The organism is Bacteroides sp. CAG:633 (assembly GCF_000435115.1).
In the GTDB taxonomy this organism is placed as follows: Bacteria; Bacteroidota; Bacteroidia; order Bacteroidales; family Bacteroidaceae; genus Bacteroides; species Bacteroides ndongoniae.
The window spans coordinates 1-17962 of record NZ_FR883071.1; the positions used below are offsets into that span (position 1 = coordinate 1).

Annotated in this window: 17 protein-coding genes and 1 tRNA gene; 15 read left to right on the forward strand and 3 right to left on the reverse strand. The window is 42.8% G+C overall.

What is annotated here, in order from left to right; all coding sequences use genetic code 11:
- Nucleotides 1–287: 287 nt before the first annotated feature.
- A complete protein-coding gene (locus QVP67_RS07995) occupies nt 288–1580 on the reverse strand; it encodes a retropepsin-like aspartic protease (protein WP_022163043.1) in 1293 nt (430 codons plus the stop codon).
- A 220-nt stretch (nt 1581–1800) separates the two neighbouring features.
- On the opposite strand from QVP67_RS07995, the gene QVP67_RS08000 reads away from it, so the two are divergent.
- A complete protein-coding gene (locus QVP67_RS08000; RefSeq protein ID WP_022163045.1) occupies nt 1801–2622 on the forward strand; it encodes a carboxymuconolactone decarboxylase family protein in 822 nt (273 codons plus the stop codon).
- Nucleotides 2623–2838: 216 nt separating this feature from the next.
- Here the strand turns inward: QVP67_RS08000 and QVP67_RS08005 are convergent.
- Nucleotides 2839–2912: transfer RNA gene (locus QVP67_RS08005), tRNA-Asp, on the reverse strand.
- A 454-nt stretch (nt 2913–3366) separates the two neighbouring features.
- Between QVP67_RS08005 and purU the strand changes: the two genes are divergently transcribed.
- The 9 genes from purU to QVP67_RS08050 all read left to right on the forward strand — a co-directional run bounded on the left by purU (nt 3367) and on the right by QVP67_RS08050 (nt 11059).
- Nucleotides 3367–4224, forward strand: a complete 858-nt coding sequence (gene purU / locus QVP67_RS08010; protein ID WP_022163046.1) for a formyltetrahydrofolate deformylase — start codon at nt 3367–3369, stop codon at nt 4222–4224.
- Nucleotides 4225–4272: 48 nt separating this feature from the next.
- A complete protein-coding gene (hisH, locus tag QVP67_RS08015) occupies nt 4273–4863 on the forward strand; it encodes an imidazole glycerol phosphate synthase subunit HisH (RefSeq protein WP_022163047.1) in 591 nt (196 codons plus the stop codon).
- A 31-nt stretch (nt 4864–4894) separates the two neighbouring features.
- Nucleotides 4895–5617, forward strand: a complete 723-nt coding sequence (gene hisA, locus QVP67_RS08020) for a 1-(5-phosphoribosyl)-5-[(5-phosphoribosylamino)methylideneamino]imidazole-4-carboxamide isomerase (protein ID WP_022163048.1) — start codon at nt 4895–4897, stop codon at nt 5615–5617.
- A gap of 69 nt (nt 5618–5686) precedes the next feature.
- The gene (hisF, locus tag QVP67_RS08025) at nt 5687–6442 is read left to right on the forward strand and encodes an imidazole glycerol phosphate synthase subunit HisF (RefSeq protein ID WP_022163049.1); all 756 of its coding nucleotides are present in this window, start codon (nt 5687–5689) and stop codon (nt 6440–6442) included.
- A 28-nt stretch (nt 6443–6470) separates the two neighbouring features.
- On the forward strand, nt 6471–7082 hold the full coding sequence (hisIE, locus tag QVP67_RS08030) for a bifunctional phosphoribosyl-AMP cyclohydrolase/phosphoribosyl-ATP diphosphatase HisIE (protein ID WP_022163050.1): 612 nt from the start codon (nt 6471–6473) through the stop codon (nt 7080–7082).
- 38 nt (nt 7083–7120) lie between these two features.
- On the forward strand, nt 7121–7801 hold the full coding sequence (locus QVP67_RS08035; protein WP_022163051.1) for a cell division ATP-binding protein FtsE: 681 nt from the start codon (nt 7121–7123) through the stop codon (nt 7799–7801).
- Between the two features lie 73 nt (nt 7802–7874).
- Nucleotides 7875–9191 carry an aspartate kinase gene (locus tag QVP67_RS08040; protein ID WP_022163052.1) on the forward strand — a complete coding sequence of 439 codons (1317 nt, stop codon included), beginning with the start codon at nt 7875–7877 and terminating at the stop codon, nt 9189–9191.
- Nucleotides 9192–9321: 130 nt separating this feature from the next.
- Entirely contained in the window at nt 9322–10491 is a 1170-nt protein-coding gene (lysA, locus tag QVP67_RS08045) for a diaminopimelate decarboxylase (RefSeq protein ID WP_022163053.1), read from the forward strand.
- 85 nt (nt 10492–10576) lie between these two features.
- Nucleotides 10577–11059, forward strand: coding sequence for a ferritin (locus tag QVP67_RS08050; protein ID WP_022163054.1), 483 nt, complete (start codon nt 10577–10579; stop codon nt 11057–11059).
- A 94-nt stretch (nt 11060–11153) separates the two neighbouring features.
- Here the strand turns inward: QVP67_RS08050 and kbl are convergent, their stop codons facing one another.
- A complete protein-coding gene (gene kbl, locus QVP67_RS08055; RefSeq protein ID WP_022163055.1) occupies nt 11154–12341 on the reverse strand; it encodes a glycine C-acetyltransferase in 1188 nt (395 codons plus the stop codon).
- Between the two features lie 154 nt (nt 12342–12495).
- Between kbl and QVP67_RS08060 the strand changes: the two genes are divergently transcribed.
- The 5 genes from QVP67_RS08060 to QVP67_RS08080 all read left to right on the forward strand — a co-directional run bounded on the left by QVP67_RS08060 (nt 12496) and on the right by QVP67_RS08080 (nt 17866).
- A complete protein-coding gene (locus QVP67_RS08060) occupies nt 12496–13452 on the forward strand; it encodes an NAD-dependent epimerase/dehydratase family protein (protein WP_022163056.1) in 957 nt (318 codons plus the stop codon).
- A gap of 18 nt (nt 13453–13470) precedes the next feature.
- Nucleotides 13471–14328, forward strand: a complete 858-nt coding sequence (locus tag QVP67_RS08065) for a DUF4348 domain-containing protein (protein WP_022163057.1) — start codon at nt 13471–13473, stop codon at nt 14326–14328.
- Nucleotides 14329–14339: 11 nt separating this feature from the next.
- Complete coding sequence (gene murB, locus QVP67_RS08070) at nt 14340–15338, forward strand: UDP-N-acetylmuramate dehydrogenase (RefSeq protein WP_022163058.1); 999 nt, start codon at nt 14340–14342, stop codon at nt 15336–15338.
- A gap of 57 nt (nt 15339–15395) precedes the next feature.
- Nucleotides 15396–16160 (forward strand): MBL fold metallo-hydrolase, encoded by a 765-nt coding sequence (locus tag QVP67_RS08075; RefSeq protein ID WP_022163059.1) that lies wholly within the window; start codon nt 15396–15398, stop codon nt 16158–16160.
- A gap of 71 nt (nt 16161–16231) precedes the next feature.
- Nucleotides 16232–17866: a DUF3352 domain-containing protein gene (locus tag QVP67_RS08080; protein ID WP_022163060.1), complete on the forward strand. Its 1635-nt coding sequence runs from the start codon at nt 16232–16234 to the stop codon at nt 17864–17866.
- The last annotated feature ends 96 nt before the right edge of the window (nt 17867–17962 follow it).

Genomic DNA, 17962 nt, shown 5'->3' on the forward strand with positions numbered 1-17962 from the left:
AGGTAGTCAAATTAAGACAAGTCCCGTAAAATCAACGTTTTACGGGACTTTTTCTATTTAGCCGATGGACAACCGAAAGACATTAAAATGGCCACTTCTGACATGCTTTCGTTACTAAATCGTTACTGAAAAATTGGGAAAATCTTCTGTAACGATTTTGGGGGTAAATACTTGATTTGTTGTTTGTTGATGCTTAAATGTCTTTTGTGGCGTTAAGAAGCAAAAATAAAATAGGATACTATATTGATTATAATATCCTATTTTATTCAATCTCTCTTGTTGTGACTTCAATATGATTCTCCTCGTATAAACATATTCTGATAGTTAATCACCAGCCGTTTGAATGATAATACGAAATCTGCTCCCAATGAACCAGAAAACAACTGGCTGTCGTTTTCTGTATTCTTAATGACTTCTGTATTATGCAATGTTACGGTAGCACCTGCCGCCTCGAAACAGAATTCTGGCAATGTTACTGCTTTTATCTGCGATATTCCGCCAAAACCTCCACGGGAAGTGGACTGTTCTGTGAGTCCGTCAATGGCATCGGGGAATGTTTTTGCAAATTTGTTCCCCAAATCGGACTTTACATTTCCGGTATCAAATATCAAATCAAACGGCTGTCCGTTATAGTTGATTCTCACTTGGGGTGTATTTGATGACAGGTACATATTGGGTTCTCCTGCAGATGCTTTTTGTGGGAAAACGAATCTTCCGGCTTCATTGTCTATGATGATTTCCTTTGCATCTCTGATAAAGTGGTAGCCAAGTACTCCGTCAAATGCAAATATCGAATCGAGTTCATTGTCAGGAGGTGCAACCATAAAAACAGGGTTGTGATATATCATCTCTCCAATTTTCATAGAATCTGCCTTAGCAAGTTTTACAAACCCTATCTCCATGCCTGATACCGGAATCGAATCTGCTACAATTTTTAGACCGGCTTCTTCTGCATATTTTTCTGAAACGAAATTGCCAAAAGAACAACCTGTGTCGAAAATATAGTTTTTCGTTACGCCGTTTACTTCTACAGGTATATAAATATGTTTGCCTCTTCCTACTGTTTCCACGCTTAACGGTACTGTAACATCTTGGTTGGGGCGTTCAAGATATGGTTTGGGCATATTGGCAAGTGCTTTGCCTATTTTCTCTATAAACACAAAACTGTAAAGGGCTTCAAACGGGACGGAGTTTTTGAGTGCATTCACCAAATTTTCTCCAACTTCTCCTGCTTGCTCGTACATGCCCAGATTTAAAAAGTTCATGCCTTGCAAAGCAGCCATGCCTATTGAGGTTTCTGCCCCCATTTCATTTTGGTGATGGAGCAACAGGCTGTCAAGGGCAACGGCGGCACTTTCCGGCTTATTAAATCCAATGCCTAATTGTGCATCAGCTATCAGATTAAGCATTTTGATACTCACAGAGTCTCTTAGATTCGGATATTCTTTTCTTAATTGAAACAAATCGCCGTTATTCAGAATTTCGCCCATTCTCACATCTGCCTGTGTTTGAGAATAAGTAGAATTGTATGCCAATAAAAAGGCGATAAGGAGAAACGAAAGTCTATTTATAATTCTCATATTGATTTATGTATTAAACAGTGAACAAATATAGCATATAAACATGGAAAGGGGGGGCAAGAAAAATACATTTGGCTGCTTCTTTCTGCAAAATTTGAGCAATTTAACGGATATCAATGATTTGGGTATAAATCTCAGTAAAAGGTATACAGCATGGGAGCGGAATAAGGTCTACTTTTGTAGTGAAAACAAATTGCTAACCGATTAAAATGGTGGAGTTATGAGATTTAAACTGATTTTAGTATTTAGCGCATTGGTAATAAACAGTACAATTATTATGGCACAGAAAACAATTAAACAGACTGCTGGAAGAGATCAGCTGGGAGAGTTTGCTCCTAAATTTGCAGAATTGAATGATGATGTCCTTTTTGGTGAGGTGTGGAGCCGTACGGACAAGTTGGGACTGCGCGACCGCAGTCTGGTGACTATCACTGCCTTGATCAGTCAGGGAATTACTGACAGTTCATTGATTTATCATCTTCAGTCGGCCAAACAGAATGGTATTACTCGTACTGAGATTGCTGAGATTCTTACGCATATGGGGTTCTATGCGGGTTGGCCAAAGGTATGGGCGGCTTTTAGACTGGCCAAGGATGTTTGGACGGAGGATGTTGCCGGAACAGATGCGAAGTCTGCTTTCCAGCGTGAAATGATTTTTCCGATAGGCGAACCTAATACGGCGTATGCTCAGTATTTTATAGGAAATAGTTATTTGGCTCCTGTCTCGAAAGAGCAGGTTCCGGTTTCTAATGTAACCTTTGAGCCTGGATGCCGGAATAATTGGCATGTTCATCGCGCAACAAAGGGAGGTGGACAGATGCTGATTGGAGTGGCAGGCCGTGGCTGGTATCAGGAAGAAGGAAAACCTGCAGTTGAAATCTTGCCCGGTACCGTAATCCATATACCGGCGAATGTCAAGCACTGGCATGGAGCGGCTGCTGACAGTTGGTTTGCTCATCTGGCTTTTGAGGTGGCTGGAGAAAATACTTCGAACGAATGGTTGGAGCCGGTGTCGGATGAGGAGTATGGCAAGTTGAAATGATGGATTCTTGGAGGTCTTCTAGTAATTAGAAGAATTTCATGCAGATATTTCCCTAACTAGGAAAAAATATTTTCCCAGTTGGGGAAATTTTTTTCTCTAACTGGGTGGGAAAAACGGCTTAATAGTCCAAGATGTTTTTTTAGTGGAAAGGAAGAATGGGTTTATGAAAAGTGGGTAACAAAAAAACTCTGATTCATTTCGAATCAGAGCTTTTTGCGGTGCGTACGGGACTCGAACCCGTGACCCCATGCGTGACAGGCATGTATTCTAACCAGCTGAACTAACGCACCATTGTTTCATTGTTTTGTTGCTATCTCTCTCGATTGCGGTTGCAAAGGTAGACATTTATTTTGAATCTGCAATAGCATTCTGATTTTTTCTTGTATAAAATCTCATTTTTCTATCTGTTTTGTCGCAAATATGGGTCGTCGGGGGGGGATTTGCATTGTTTTAGAGGGCTTGGATACCAGGTTTGTGAGGGAGAATATCCGATGTGTAGCGGGGCTCATGTGATTATTGAACTTATATAGTAGGAATGGGTAGTTGGGTAGAAATATGGTTCCAGACTGACTGTGAAATAACGATAGAGAAAGTTATAGCCTTGTTTTATTAGGAAAACGGAACTTTAAAAGATGATTTTAAAACTTATTGCTTGAAAAATTCGTTATTTAGCAATAAATGGTTATTTTTGCCTTCCTAAAAATGAGACTAATATAAAGATGTAGTAAATAAAAGTATTTTGGTATGATGAAAACAGCCAAATTGTTGCTGTATTGCCCTGACAGACCTGGAATTCTGGCAGAAGTAACAGACTTTATAACGGTAAACAAGGGCAATATTATCTATCTGGACCAGCATGTAGATCATGTGGAGAATATCTTTTTTATGCGGATAGAGTGGGAATTGAAAGATTTTTTGATTCCTCAGGAAAAAATAGAGGATTATTTTGAAACGTTATATGCACAGAAATACGGAATGTACTTTCGCTTGTATTTCTCGGATGTGAAACCGAGGATGGCTATTTTTGTGTCTAAAATGTCGCACTGCTTGTTTGACTTGCTGGCACGTTATACGGCAGGGGAGTGGAATGTAGAGGTTTCTCTTATCATAAGTAATCATCCTGATTTGCAACATGTGGCAGAAAGGTTTGGCATTCCTTTTTATCTTTTCCCTATTACCAAAGAAAACAAGCAGGAACAGGAAAGAAGAGAGATGGAGGTGCTTGCCAAGCATAAAGTGAACTTTATCGTACTGGCGCGTTATATGCAGGTTGTTTCCGAGCATTTGATAAATGCGTATCCGAACCGCATTATTAATATTCACCATTCTTTTCTGCCGGCTTTTGTGGGGGCAAAGCCCTATCACGCCGCTTTCGAACGTGGCGTGAAAATTATAGGAGCTACCAGTCACTATGTGACTACCGAACTGGATGCTGGTCCTATTATCGAACAGGATGTGGTGCGTATCTCGCATAAAGATACGGTGAATGATTTGGTGAACAAAGGTAAGGATCTGGAAAAAATAGTTCTTTCGCGAGCTGTTCAGAAACATATCGAAAGAAAGGTGCTGACTTATAAAAATAAAACGGTTATATTTAGCTGATTTTATTAATGTGCTACACTTTATAGAATAAATAAAAGGCAGGTTGATATGAAAGTGGCAATAATCAAATATAATGCAGGCAACATTTGTTCTGTGGATTATGCGTTGAGGCGTCTTGGGGTGACTCCTGTTATAACAGCCGATAAGGAGGAATTGCTTAGTGCGGATAAAATTATCTTTCCGGGTGTAGGAGAAGCTGAAACGACCATGCGTTTTCTGTGTTCGTGTGGGATGGACCGGTTGATAAAAGAACTTAATCGGCCTTTGCTGGGTATCTGTTTGGGTATGCAGTTGATGTGCAGGCATTCGGAAGAAGGTGATGTAGATTGCCTGGGTATTTTCGACACGGAAGTGAAGCGCTTTGTGCCATTGAAGCATGAGGATAAGGTGCCGCATATGGGCTGGAACACGATAGGGCAGACATGTAGTGGTCTGTTTGAGGGCTTTACCAAAGAAGAATACGTATACTTTGTACATAGTTACTATGTACCGGTTAATGATTGTACGGCTGCTGTGACGGATTATATCCATCCGTTCAGTGCTGCTTTGCATAAGGACAATTTTTATGCCACCCAGTTTCACCCGGAGAAAAGCGGTAGTGTCGGCGAACGTATTCTGAGTAATTTTTTGGCATTGTAACAGTATATATAATAATAGTATATTCCTTAATATGATAGAACTTATTCCGGCCATTGATATAATTGATGGAAAGTGTGTGCGGCTTTCGCAAGGCGATTACAATAGCAAGAAGGTGTATAATGACGATCCGTTGGAGGTGGCGAAAGAGTTGGAGGCTCATGGCATCAGACGTCTGCATGTCGTCGATTTGGATGGAGCAGCTTCTCATCATGTAGTCAACTATCGTACGTTGCAGCGGATTGCTTCAGGCACTGCATTGGTGATTGATTTTGGAGGTGGAGTGAAGAGCGATGAAGACTTGAGAATTGCTTTCGAAAGTGGTGCGCGGATGGTTACGGGTGGAAGTATTGCGGTGACCAATCCGGATATGTTTTGCCATTGGCTGGACTTGTATGGACAGGAGAAAATAATATTGGGAGCTGATGTGAAGGATGAGAAGGTGGCTGTCGGTGGATGGAAGGAAGAGAGTGTCTGGAAGCTGTTTCCTTTTCTGAAGGACTATCATGCTCGGGGAGTTACGAAGGTGATCTGTACGGATATTGGTTGTGACGGTATGTTGCAAGGACCTGCCGTTGCGCTCTATAAAAAGATACTGGCGGAATTTCCGGAACTTTATCTGATAGCCAGTGGAGGCGTGGGAAGTATGGGCGATATTGAAATGCTGGAGTTGGCGGGAGTCCCGGCGGTTATTTTTGGAAAAGCATTGTACGAGGGACGTATTACGTTGAAAGAGTTGGAGAAGAAACTTGCCTGAATGATGCCCGACAGCAACTGACAGGTGCATGAGAAGATAAAGAATGATGAAATAATAAATAATAGAATTGTGTTAGCGAAAAGAATAATACCTTGTCTTGACATCAAGAATGGACAAACCGTAAAAGGCACGAATTTTGTGAATCTGCGTCAGGCGGGCGATCCTGTTGAACTGGCTCGTGCCTACAGTGAACAGGGAGCGGACGAATTAGTCTTTTTGGATATTACAGCCAGTTTTGAAGGTCGTAAGACTTTTGTTGAATTGGTGAAACGTATCGCTGCCAATATCAGCATACCTTTTACGGTTGGTGGGGGAATTCACGAATTGAGTGACGTAGACCGGTTGTTGAGTGCAGGTGCTGATAAGATATCTGTTAATTCGGCAGCTATCCGTCGGCCTGAACTGATAGACGAGATAGCCAAGCATTTCGGTTCGCAGGTGTGTGTGCTGGCTGTTGACGCCAAACTGTCGGATAAAGGATGGTGGTGTTATCTTAATGGTGGACGGGTGGAAACTGACAAAGAACTGTTTGCTTGGGTGAAAGAAGCTCAGGAACGGGGAGCAGGAGAAGTCTTGTTTACCAGTATGGATCACGATGGTGTGAAAAACGGGTATGCCAATGAGGCACTTTCGGCGATGTCGGAAACCTTGTCCATACCGGTTATCGCATCTGGTGGAGCAGGAAAAAAAGAGCATTTCAGAGACGTTTTTATGCAGGGAAAAGCCGACGCTGCGTTGGCTGCCAGTGTTTTTCATTTCGGAGAAATAAAAATTCCCGAATTAAAATCGTATCTTTGTGCCCAAGGTATTGCAATGAGACGTTAAGTTGATCTGTAAAATAACTAATTTTTGAATGGAAATGGATTTTGATAAGATGAATGGACTTGTTCCAGCTATTATACAGGATGCAGATACTGCTAAAGTCCTGATGTTGGGCTTTATGAACAAAGAAGCTTATGATAAAACGGTGGAGACCGGAAAAGTGACCTTTTTCAGCCGGACAAAGAACCGTTTGTGGACAAAAGGTGAAGAAAGTGGCAATTTCCTGAATGTAGTTTCTATGAAGGAAGATTGCGATAAAGATACATTGTTGATTCAGGTTCATCCGGTGGGACCGGTGTGTCATCTTGGAACAGATACTTGCTGGGGTGAGAAAAATGAAGAGCCTGTTATGTTTCTGAAGTCATTGCAGGATTTTATAGACAAACGTCACGAAGAAATGCCTGAGGGTTCGTATACGACCAGCCTGTTTCGTTCTGGAGTGAATAAAATGGCACAAAAGGTAGGCGAGGAAGCTGTTGAAACGGTGATTGAAGCCTGTAACGGAACAGACGAGAGACTGATTTACGAAGGAGCTGATTTGTTGTATCACCTGATTGTACTGTTGACGTCGAAGGGATACCGCATTGAAGACCTGGCACGCGAATTGCAGGAACGTCACAGTTCGACGTGGAAAAAACATTGATAGGAGAAACCGGCATAGGTTGATGACTTGCAGTACATATGGAGGATGTCTTGATAAAATATGAAAATGTAGAAATACGTCAGCAAGAACTGAGCATACTGAATGATGTAAATTTGCAGTTCCGAAGGGGAGAATTTATTTTCCTGATAGGAAAGGTAGGCTCGGGAAAGACCAGTTTGCTGAAGACATTTTATGGTGAGCTGGATATTGCTGCCGGTGAAGCGGAAGTGTTGGGGTATGATATGAGGCACATAAAGCGGAAACATATCCCGCAGTTACGTCGGAAACTGGGCATTGTGTTTCAGGACTTCCAGCTGCTCATTGACCGTACCGTAAATGATAATCTGGAGTTTGTGCTTCGTGCCACCGGTTGGAAGAACAAGGCTGAGATTAAGGAACGTATAGCTGAGGTTCTGGAACTGGTAGGAATGGGAAACAAAGGATATAAATTCCCGAATGAATTATCTGGCGGTGAACAGCAGCGCATTGTGATAGCGCGCGCGGTTCTGAATTCTCCGGAAATTATCTTGGCCGATGAACCAACCGGAAATCTGGATGTGGAGACCGGACATGCTATTGTGAATCTGTTGCATGGTTTGAGTGAACAGGGAGCATTGGTTGTTATGACGACGCACAACTTGCAGCTGTTGCGTGAATTTGCAGGAAGAATATACCGCTGTTCCGATCATCGTATTCAGGAAGTGACAGAAAAAGAATAAATATGTAAAATAAGAAGTTGTAGGTGTTTGCCTTGCGACTTGTAACAATAAACTAATAAATATAAGAACGAAAATGAAAGTATTAAAGTTTGGAGGTACTTCAGTAGGCTCGGCTCAACGGATGAAAGAAGTGGCCAAATTGATTACCGATGGTGAACGTAAGATTGTGGTCCTTTCAGCCATGTCGGGTACCACAAACACATTAGTGGAAATTTCGGATTATCTGTATAAAAAGAATCCGGAGGGTGCTAATGAGATTATCAATAGACTGGAGTCGAAATATCGCCAGCACATTGATGAACTTTATGCTACTTCTGAGTATAAGCAAAAAGGCTTGGAACTAATCAAATCTCATTTTGATTATATCCGTTCTTATACAAAGGATCTTTTTACTTTATTCGAGGAAAAAGTAGTTTTGGCACAGGGGGAACTGATTTCTACATCCATGATGAATTATTACCTTCAGGAATGCGGAGTGAAGTCTGTTTTGCTTCCGGCTTTGGAGTTTATGCGTACGGACAAAAATGCGGAACCCGATCCTGTTTATATAAAGGAGAAATTGCAGATGCAGTTGGAGTTGTATCCTGATGCAGAGATTTATATTACGCAAGGCTTCATCTGCCGCAATGCATATGGCGAGATTGATAATTTGCAGCGAGGAGGAAGTGACTATACAGCTTCGTTGATCGGTGCAGCTGTCAATGCAGATGAAATACAGATCTGGACAGATATTGACGGAATGCACAACAATGATCCGCGTATTGTAGACAAGACTTCACCGGTGCGTCATTTGCATTTTGAAGAAGCAGCAGAGTTGGCTTACTTCGGTGCTAAGATATTGCATCCTACTTGTATTCAGCCTGCCAAGTATGCCAATATTCCGGTGCGTTTGCTGAACACTATGGATCCTACAGCTCCTGGTACTTTGATTTCCAATGATACTGAGAAAGGTAAGATTAAGGCTGTTGCAGCCAAGGATAATATCACGGCAATCAAAATTAAGTCAAGCCGTATGTTGCTGGCTTACGGTTTCTTGCGTAAGGTATTTGAGATTTTTGAAAGCTATCAGACTTCTATCGATATGATCTGTACTTCTGAAGTCGGAGTTTCTGTATCTATTGACAATACGAAACATCTGAATGAGATTTTGGATGATCTGAAGAAATATGGTACGGTCACTGTAGACAAGGATATGTGTATTATCTGCGTTGTAGGCGATTTGGAATGGGAGAATGTGGGCTTTGAAGCAAAGGCTCTTGACGCTATGCGTGATATTCCTGTTCGTATGATTTCTTTTGGAGGAAGTAATTATAATATTTCTTTCCTTATTCGTGAGTGTGATAAGAAGCAGGCGTTGCAATCGCTCAGCGATATGTTGTTCAACGAATAAAAATCTGGTATAACCATTTGATATGAAACGCGCATTATATGAACTGCACGGGGAATGTTTTTGTTTAGAACATACTGTGCGGTTTATATGATTCGCGTTTTTTATATTTAACTGAACAAAGTTTTGATTTATGAAAGGTGTATTTCCTGTTGACAAGTTTCGCGAATTGCGGACTCCATTTTATTATTATGATACGAAGATCCTGCGTGATACGTTGGACTGTATTCGCCGAGAATTAGCAAAGTATGATAATTATTTTGTTCATTATGCTGTAAAAGCCAATGCAAATCCTAAGTTGCTGACTATCATTCGTGAGAGTGGATTGGGAGCTGATTGTGTGAGTGGGGGTGAAATACGTGCAGCTATTAAGGCTGGTTTCCCTGCTGATAAGATTGTTTATGCTGGTGTAGGTAAGGCAGATTGGGAAATCAATCTGGGATTGGATTATAACATATTTTGTTTTAATGTGGAATCTATTCCCGAATTGGAGATCATTAATGAACTGGCTGCAGCAAAAGGGAAGGTGGCTAATGTTGCTTTCCGGATTAATCCTGATGTGGGTGCTCATACACATGCCAATATCACGACTGGGCTGGCAGAGAACAAGTTTGGTATTAATATGGCTGATATGGACCGTGTAATAGACTTGGCGCAAGATTTGAAAAACGTGAAGTTTATTGGTTTGCATTTTCATATTGGTTCACAAATTTTGGATATGGGTGACTTTGCTGCACTTTGTAATCGTGTAAATGAGTTGCAGGATAAGCTGGAGGCGCGGCACATTCGTATTGAATATGTAAATGTTGGGGGAGGACTGGGCATTGATTATGCACATCCGAACCGTCAGGCTGTTCCCGATTTCAAAAGTTATTTTGAAACTTATGATAATTGCCTGAAGTTGCGTTCTTATCAGACTTTGCATTTCGAATTAGGCCGCTCAGTCGTTGCGCAGTGTGGTTCGCTGATATCAAAAGTATTATATGTAAAACAGGGTACTAATAAACAGTTTGCCATTCTGGATGCCGGTATGACCGATCTTATTCGTCCTGCTCTTTATCAGGCATATCATAAGATTGAAAATATAACTTCTGATGAGGCTCCTGAAACTTATGACGTAGTTGGACCTATTTGTGAATCTTCGGATGTGTTTGGTAAGGCCATTGATTTAAATAAGGTAAGGCGCGGCGATCTGATTGCTCTACGTTCGGCTGGTGCTTACGGGGAAATTATGGCTTCCAGTTACAATTGCCGTGAATTGCCGCAAAGCTATACTTCTGATGAATATAGTTTTTTTGTATAAAAAATGTTATTGGAAGAACAATTTGACTGTGTTGTTGTTATATTTGTAATCATTACAAATATAAACTATTAAATAACTCATAATTATGATAACAGAAAAATTACAAAACGCAATCAATGAGCAGATTACTGCTGAAATGTGGTCTTCTAACCTGTATTTAGCAATGTCTTTCTATATGGAAAAGGAAGGCTATTGTGGAATGGCTTCTTGGCTGAAAAAACAATCATTTGAAGAGCACTCACATGCATGTGAACTGGCTTCTTATATTATTAAGCGTGGTGGAAAGGCTGCGTTGGACAAGATTGATGTTGTTCCGAATGATTTTGGTACTCCATTGGAAGTCTTCGAGCAGGTTTATGAACACGAATGCCGTGTATCAAAGATGATTGATGCACTTGTTGATGTTGCTGCGGCCGAAAAAGACAAGGCTTCTCAGGACTTCTTGTGGGGATTTGTACGCGAGCAAGTTGAGGAAGAGGCTACAGCTGCTGGTGTGGTGGATATGATAAAGAAGGCTGGTGCTGCTGGTATTTTCTTCATCGACTCTAAGCTGGGAGAACGCAAGTAAGCGATTGTATACACAAATATAATAGAAGCGGTAAAGTTGCTGATTTATTGAGCAATCTTTACCGCTTCTTTGTTTTACTTATGGACGCTGAATATTATTTCAGTACATTAAGTTCTTTTCCTACTTTTATGAATGCCTCGATGCATTTGTCCAAATGTTCTTTTTCGTGACCTGCAGAAATCTGTACACGAATACGAGCCTGGCCTTTAGGCACTACGGGATAATAGAAACCTGTTACATAGATACCTTCTTCTTGCATGCGTGCTGCATAGATTTGCGATAACTTGGCATCATAGAGCATTACGGCACAGATTGCACTTTGAGTCGGCTTGATGTCGAATCCGGCAGCGGTCATTTTGTCTCTGAAGTAATTGACATTTTCTACCAGTTTATCATGCAATGCGTTGCTCTCTTTCAGCATTTTGAAAACTTCCAGACTGGCGCCGATTACGGCAGGAGCTACAGAATTAGAGAACAGGTAAGGACGACTACGCTGACGAAGCAGGTCGATGATTTCTTTGCGTCCGGTAGTAAAGCCACCCATAGCACCGCCAAACGCTTTTCCTAATGTTCCGGTATAAATATCTACCCGGCCATAAGTGTTGTACAATTCGCTGACACCGTGTCCGGTTGCTCCTACTACTCCGGCTGAGTGAGATTCGTCGACCATAACAAGAGCATCGTATTTCTCGGCAAGATCACAGATCTTATCCATTGGGGCAACGTTGCCATCCATCGAGAATACTCCGTCGGTAACTACGATGCGGAAACGTTGAGCTTGAGCTTCTTGCAGGCACTTCTCCAGTTCTTCCATGTTGGCGTTAGCATAACGGTAGCGTTTAGCTTTGCACAAGCGCACACCGTCGATGATGGAAGCGTGGTTTAATGAATCGGAGATGATGGCATCTTCTTCGGTAAAGAGTGGTTCGAAGACACCGCCGTTGGCATCGAAGCAGGCGGCATACAGGATTGTGTCTTCGGTGTGGAAGTAATCGGAAATGGCGGCTTCTAGTTCTTTATGAATATCTTGTGTTCCACAGATGAAGCGTACAGACGACATACCGTATCCGCGGCGATCCATCATCTGCTGAGCTGCGGCAATCAGGCGAGGATTGTTGGACAATCCGAGGTAATTGTTGGCGCAGAAGTTCAGAACTTCTTTTCCTTTTACTGTGATGGCAGCCTGTTGGGGGCTTTCGATGAGCCGTTCTTCTTTGTAGAGTCCGGCTTCTTTAATCTCGGCAAGTGTCTTGCTGAGATAATCTTGCATTGTACCGTACATAATTTTATTTTTTAAGGTGATATGTTCTTTTGTTACATTCTCTACAAAGAACATCATTTTTCTCTAAATAAACAATAGCAAGTTGATAGAAAAATGAAAAAAAAGTGCGTATATTTGCCTCCCGATACTAACAACACCTTAATAAATAAGTCGTATGAAGAATATTTTGGTAATTGGAGCTACCGGGCAGATCGGTTCTGAGCTCACATTAGAGTTGCGTAAACGTTATGGTGATGACCATGTTGTGGCCGGATATATCCCAAGTGCTATGCCACAAGGAGAATTAAAGGCGTCAGGTCCTTCGGCTATAGCTGACGTAACCGATCGTCAATCCATTGAGGTGGTAGCACGTCAATTTAAGATTGATACGATTTACAACTTGGCTGCATTGTTGTCTGTTGTTGCAGAAAGTCGTCCGGCTATGGCTTGGAAGGTCGGCATTGACGGGTTATGGAATGTCTTGGAAGTTGCACGCGAGTATGGATGTGCTGTGTTTACTCCAAGTTCTATTGGTTCGTTTGGAGAATCTACTCCTCATGTTAAAACTCCTCAGGATACCATTCAGCGTCCTCGTACGATGTATGGCGTTACGAAAGTAACTACAGAGTTGCTGAGTGATTATTATTACACGAAATATGGCGTAGATACCCGTGCTGTTCGTTTCCCAGGTATCATTTCCAATGTGACTCCTCCGGGTGGTGGAACAACCGATTATGCAGTTGATATCTACTATTCTGCAGTGAAGGGTGAAAAATTTATTTGTCCGATTAAGGAGGGTACATATATGGATATGATGTACATGCCCGATGCATTGAATGCTGCTATTTCGTTGATGGAAGCTGACCCTGCCCGATTGAAACATCGCAATGCGTTTAATGTTGCTTCCATGAGTTTTTCTCCCGAAATTATTTATGCGGCAATCAAAAAGCATGTTCCCGATTTTGAAATGGAATATAAGGTTGATCCGCTGAAACAAGCTATTGCAGACAGCTGGCCCGATTCGTTGGATGATTCTTGTGCCCGTGAAGAATGGGACTGGAAGCCTCAATATGATCTTGAGTCAATGACTGTTGATATGCTTGAAAAACTGAGAGCTAAATTTAAAAAGTGACCTTGAGGTCCGTAAAAGATGAAAAAAATATTTTTAGGGTTCTTCATCTTGGCTGTTTGCTGTTCTTGTGGGAATAAGAAAGTTAAGATAGACCCTTTTACCTCTATAACAGATTTAGTGGATTCAGCTTCGCATCAGGGTAGCGAAGCTGATTCCTTGAATCAAATAGCAGAAGCAGAGACTCCTAAACCGATGGAGGCAGATGAGCTATTTGATGATTTTATTTTTAATTATGCTTCCGATGAGGCTTTGCAACGGCAAAGAACAGTTTTCCCCCTGCCTTATTATAACGTTGATACCCCTTTGCGTATCCAAAAGGAAGAGTGGAAGCATGATTATTTGTTCACTCGTCAAAGTTATTACACCATGCTTTTCGATAACGAAGAAGATATGGACTTGATTGGGGATACGACTTTGACCTCTGTGCAAGTTGAGTGGATTTTCTTGCAGACACATATGGTGAAGAAATACTATTTTGAGCGTAAAAAAGGTATGTGGATGCTCGAAGCCATTAATTTGCGGCATATGGAGAAAGATGCAAATCAGAACTTTGTAGATTTTTATGCGCATTTTGCTTCCGATAGTTTGTATCAGAGGACGCATATTTGTAATCCGTTGAGATTTGTAACAATCGATCCGGACGACGAATTCTCAATATTGGAAACAACATTATCTGTAGACCAGTGGTTTGCTTTTCGGCCTACCTTGCCGACGGATCAGTTGTCTAACATCAATTACGGACAGAAGAATGAGGATTTGTCCGATTCGAAAATTCTCAAGGTGAACGGAATTGGAAATGGTTACTCCAATGTGTTTTATTTTCGGAAGAAGAAGGGCGAATGGGAATTGTATAAGTACGAAGATACAAGTATTTAAGCTTTTGGAATATGATTTTCGAAAAAGGGAGAAACATACCTAATACATTTGGTCTTGATGTCAAAGCTGGAAGGTGGCTTGAATATGCCTCGGTGGAAGAATTGAAGGCCTTGATTGCAGAGGGACAGATTTCCTCTCCTTATTTGCATGTCGGGAGCGGCAGTAATTTGTTGTTTTTAGGCGATTTTGAAGGAACTGTATTACATTCGGCTATCAGATCGATTGAACTGGTGAATCAGGATGCCGAAAAAGTATGGCTGCGTGTAGGTGCAGGTGTCATTTGGGATGATTTTGTTGCTTATTGCGTAGAGCGCGGATATTATGGTGCCGAGAATCTTTCCCTGATACCCGGTGAGGTAGGAGCCAGCGCCGTACAGAATATTGGTGCCTATGGCGTCGAAGTGAAAGATCTGATAAGCTGTGTGGAAACGGTGGATGTGCACGGAGACAAGCGAGTTTTCGGCGTTGAAGAGTGTGGTTATGCCTATCGGAACAGTGTGTTTAAGAGACCTGACATGAAATCTTTCTTTGTGACTCATGTAACTTTTGCTTTGAATAAGGCTGAACAATACACGTTGAACTATGGCACGATTCGTCAGGAGCTGGAGAAATATCCCCAAATTGATCTGGCAACGGTCAGACAGGTGATTGTGAGCATTCGCGAAAGTAAACTGCCCGATCCGAAAGTGCTTGGAAACGCAGGAAGCTTTTTCATGAATCCGATTGTTACGCGTACAAAATATGAAACGTTGTTGCAGGAATATCCTTCCATGCCATCCTATCAGGTGGATGCTACGCATGTGAAGATTCCGGCTGGCTGGATGATTGAACAGTGCGATTGGAAAGGTAAAAGCTTGGGGAATGCGGCTGTGCACGATAAGCAGGCGCTGGTACTGGTCAACTGTGGCGGAGCTACCGGTGCGGACATTGTAGCTTTGTCGGATGCAGTACGAGCTGCAGTACGCGAGAAGTTTGGCGTGGAAATACATCCGGAGGTGAATATGATTTGAACTGTTTCGGATAGGCTCGGATAGGTTAAAGTGATTAACTGATTAAAAGGTATTAAAGTGAAATTAAGGATATTAGGCAGTGGAACTTCGACGGGAGTTCCTGAAGTAGGGTGTACATGCCCGGTTTGTACTTCGACGGATCCCAGAGACAACCGTTTGCGTGCGTCGTCTCTGATACATACCGATGATGCGGTGATTCTGATTGATTGTGGGCCTGATTTCAGGGAACAGATGCTTCGGGTATCTCCTTTTGAAAGGATAGATGCGGTGCTGATAACACACGAGCATTACGACCATGTAGGAGGGCTTGATGACTTGCGTCCGTTCTGCCGCTTCGGTGAAATTCCTGTTTATACGGACGGCTATATCGTCGATCATCTTTGCGCACGTATGCCATATTGCTTTGTCGATAAAAAATATCCTGGAATTCCGCGTATTTATCTGAAGCAGGTGGAAGCCGGAAAACCGTTTTATGTTCATACGACAGAAGTTGTGCCGGTGCGGGTTATGCATGGAAAATTGCCCATCCTGGGTTATCGCATTGGAGGACGTTTAGGGTACATCACCGATATGTCTGCCATACCGGACGAATCGTACGAGCAACTGAAAGGCGTAGAAGTATTGGTTATCAATGCGCTGCGTCCGCAACCGCACCCTACGCACCAGACAATTTCGGAAGCGCTGGCTGCTGCCGAACGTATCGGGGCGCGCGAAACCTATTTTATTCATATGAGCCACCATGTCGGCTTGCATCGTGTGATAAGCGAACAGCTGCCCCCACACATACATTTTGCCTATGACGGATTGGAAGTAGACTTATAAACTTTTGCAACATTTATTTTGTTTTGTTAGTTGTTTTTTTTATTTTTGCCAAAACAAGATGAATGTGTGCCATGAAGTTCCGCCTGCTCATACGAATAATTGTGATAGTGTCCGTAGTGCTGGTATGCACAGGTTTTGGTGTGTATTCCTTTTTGTGGCTGGATACTGTCGAACGGCAGAAAGACTTCGATCTTCACACATTGGTTCCGCAGGATGCGATAGCTGTGCTTCAGACGGACAGAATGGCAGAACTTGTGCAGGATGTCAACGGATTGCAGTGTAGCGAAGAGGGACATTTCTTATACGTTTCCGACCTTTTTACTTATCTGAAAAAATACCTCCAGACGTTTGTCGATGATACGCCTCATGGGCTGAGTGCCCAGATGAACCGGATGCTGATAAGCTTTCACGAGCCCGACAATAAATTGAATCAGGTGCTGTATTGCAGCCTGGGTGCTGGTGACTCGAAGCTGGTGGAGGCATTCATTCAGAAATATACTTCCAGTCATTTTCCGGCAAAGCAGACTGATTATCGGGGCAGAAGCATTTCCATCTATCCGATGTCGGGCGGGCGTTTTCTGGCGGCTTATTTTACTTCCGATTATCTGGTGGTCAGTTTTCAGAAACGGCTGATAGAGCAGGTTATCGATGCTGTTGCAGACAAGAGTTCGCTGATGGAGCTTCCGTCTTTCCGGTCGATGCATTTGGGTAAACGGGCCAATGTTTCCGCCACACTTTACGTACGCATGAAATCCATTGATATGGGTGGAGATGCCGATACTGTCCGTACTGCTGCCCAGCTGGGCGGATGGGGAGAATTTGACCTGAAATTGAAAGACGATGCTGTTTATTGTTCGGGACTGAGTCATGGGGCTGACTCGACACTGACCTTTGTCAACGCGTTGCGCAAGCAGAGGCCTATTGAACTGTTCCCCGGGCAGCTGCTTCCCGGAACTACTTTCTTTTATGATTTCTGGTCCGTTTCGGACGGGCAAGAGGTGTGGAATTTTGTTCAGTCGCAGCAATACGCCGGAAGCGGATATTCGGATTACATCAAGGCGCGTGATGAAGAATGGATCGGTTTCCTGAACGAATACGGCGGTGGCCGCATACTTTCCTGTCTGTTCCATCCGAAAGATACTGTCGATACGCGTCCTTGCGCCGTAATGAGGGTGCCGATTGTAGATGTGCTTCATGCCGAGCGGAAACTGCAATCGTTGTTGTATGCCACTCCGCGCGAGAAAGACGCTCCTCCTTTCCAATGGAGTTCGCCTCAGTACAAGCTTTATCCTCAGGCGCGTCCGTATCGGCAATATGTATTGCCTCGTAACACCTTGCTTGCCCGCTTGGCCGGCATTGCCGGGTCGGCTTTGCATACATATGCCTGTTTCTATAAAGGCTCGCTGCTTCTGGCTCCGGATGCCCGCAGCCTTTCCGCTTATATCTGTGCGATGGAGGAGAACGACTTGCTGGAGGGAATACCCCTGTACGAGGCAAGTGTGGAAGGACTTGCTCCGGTTTACAACTTTCTTATGATGGCCGATATGGAGGAGATTATGTCGCAGGAAGAAACATCTGTCCGCCTGGTGCCCAATTTCTTTTTCCGGCATTCCGATTTCTTCCGTCACTTCATTCTGTCCATACAGTTTACGTGTACGGATGGCGTGGTCTATCCCAATGTGGTCTTGTTGTATAAGGGCGGATGAGTCGTGCCCGGCTTGTTCTGCTTCTGTAGAAATAGTAAAAGGGGATGCGCGGTGTTTGCACATCCCCTTTTATATTTGATTACGGTTGTTTTTCAG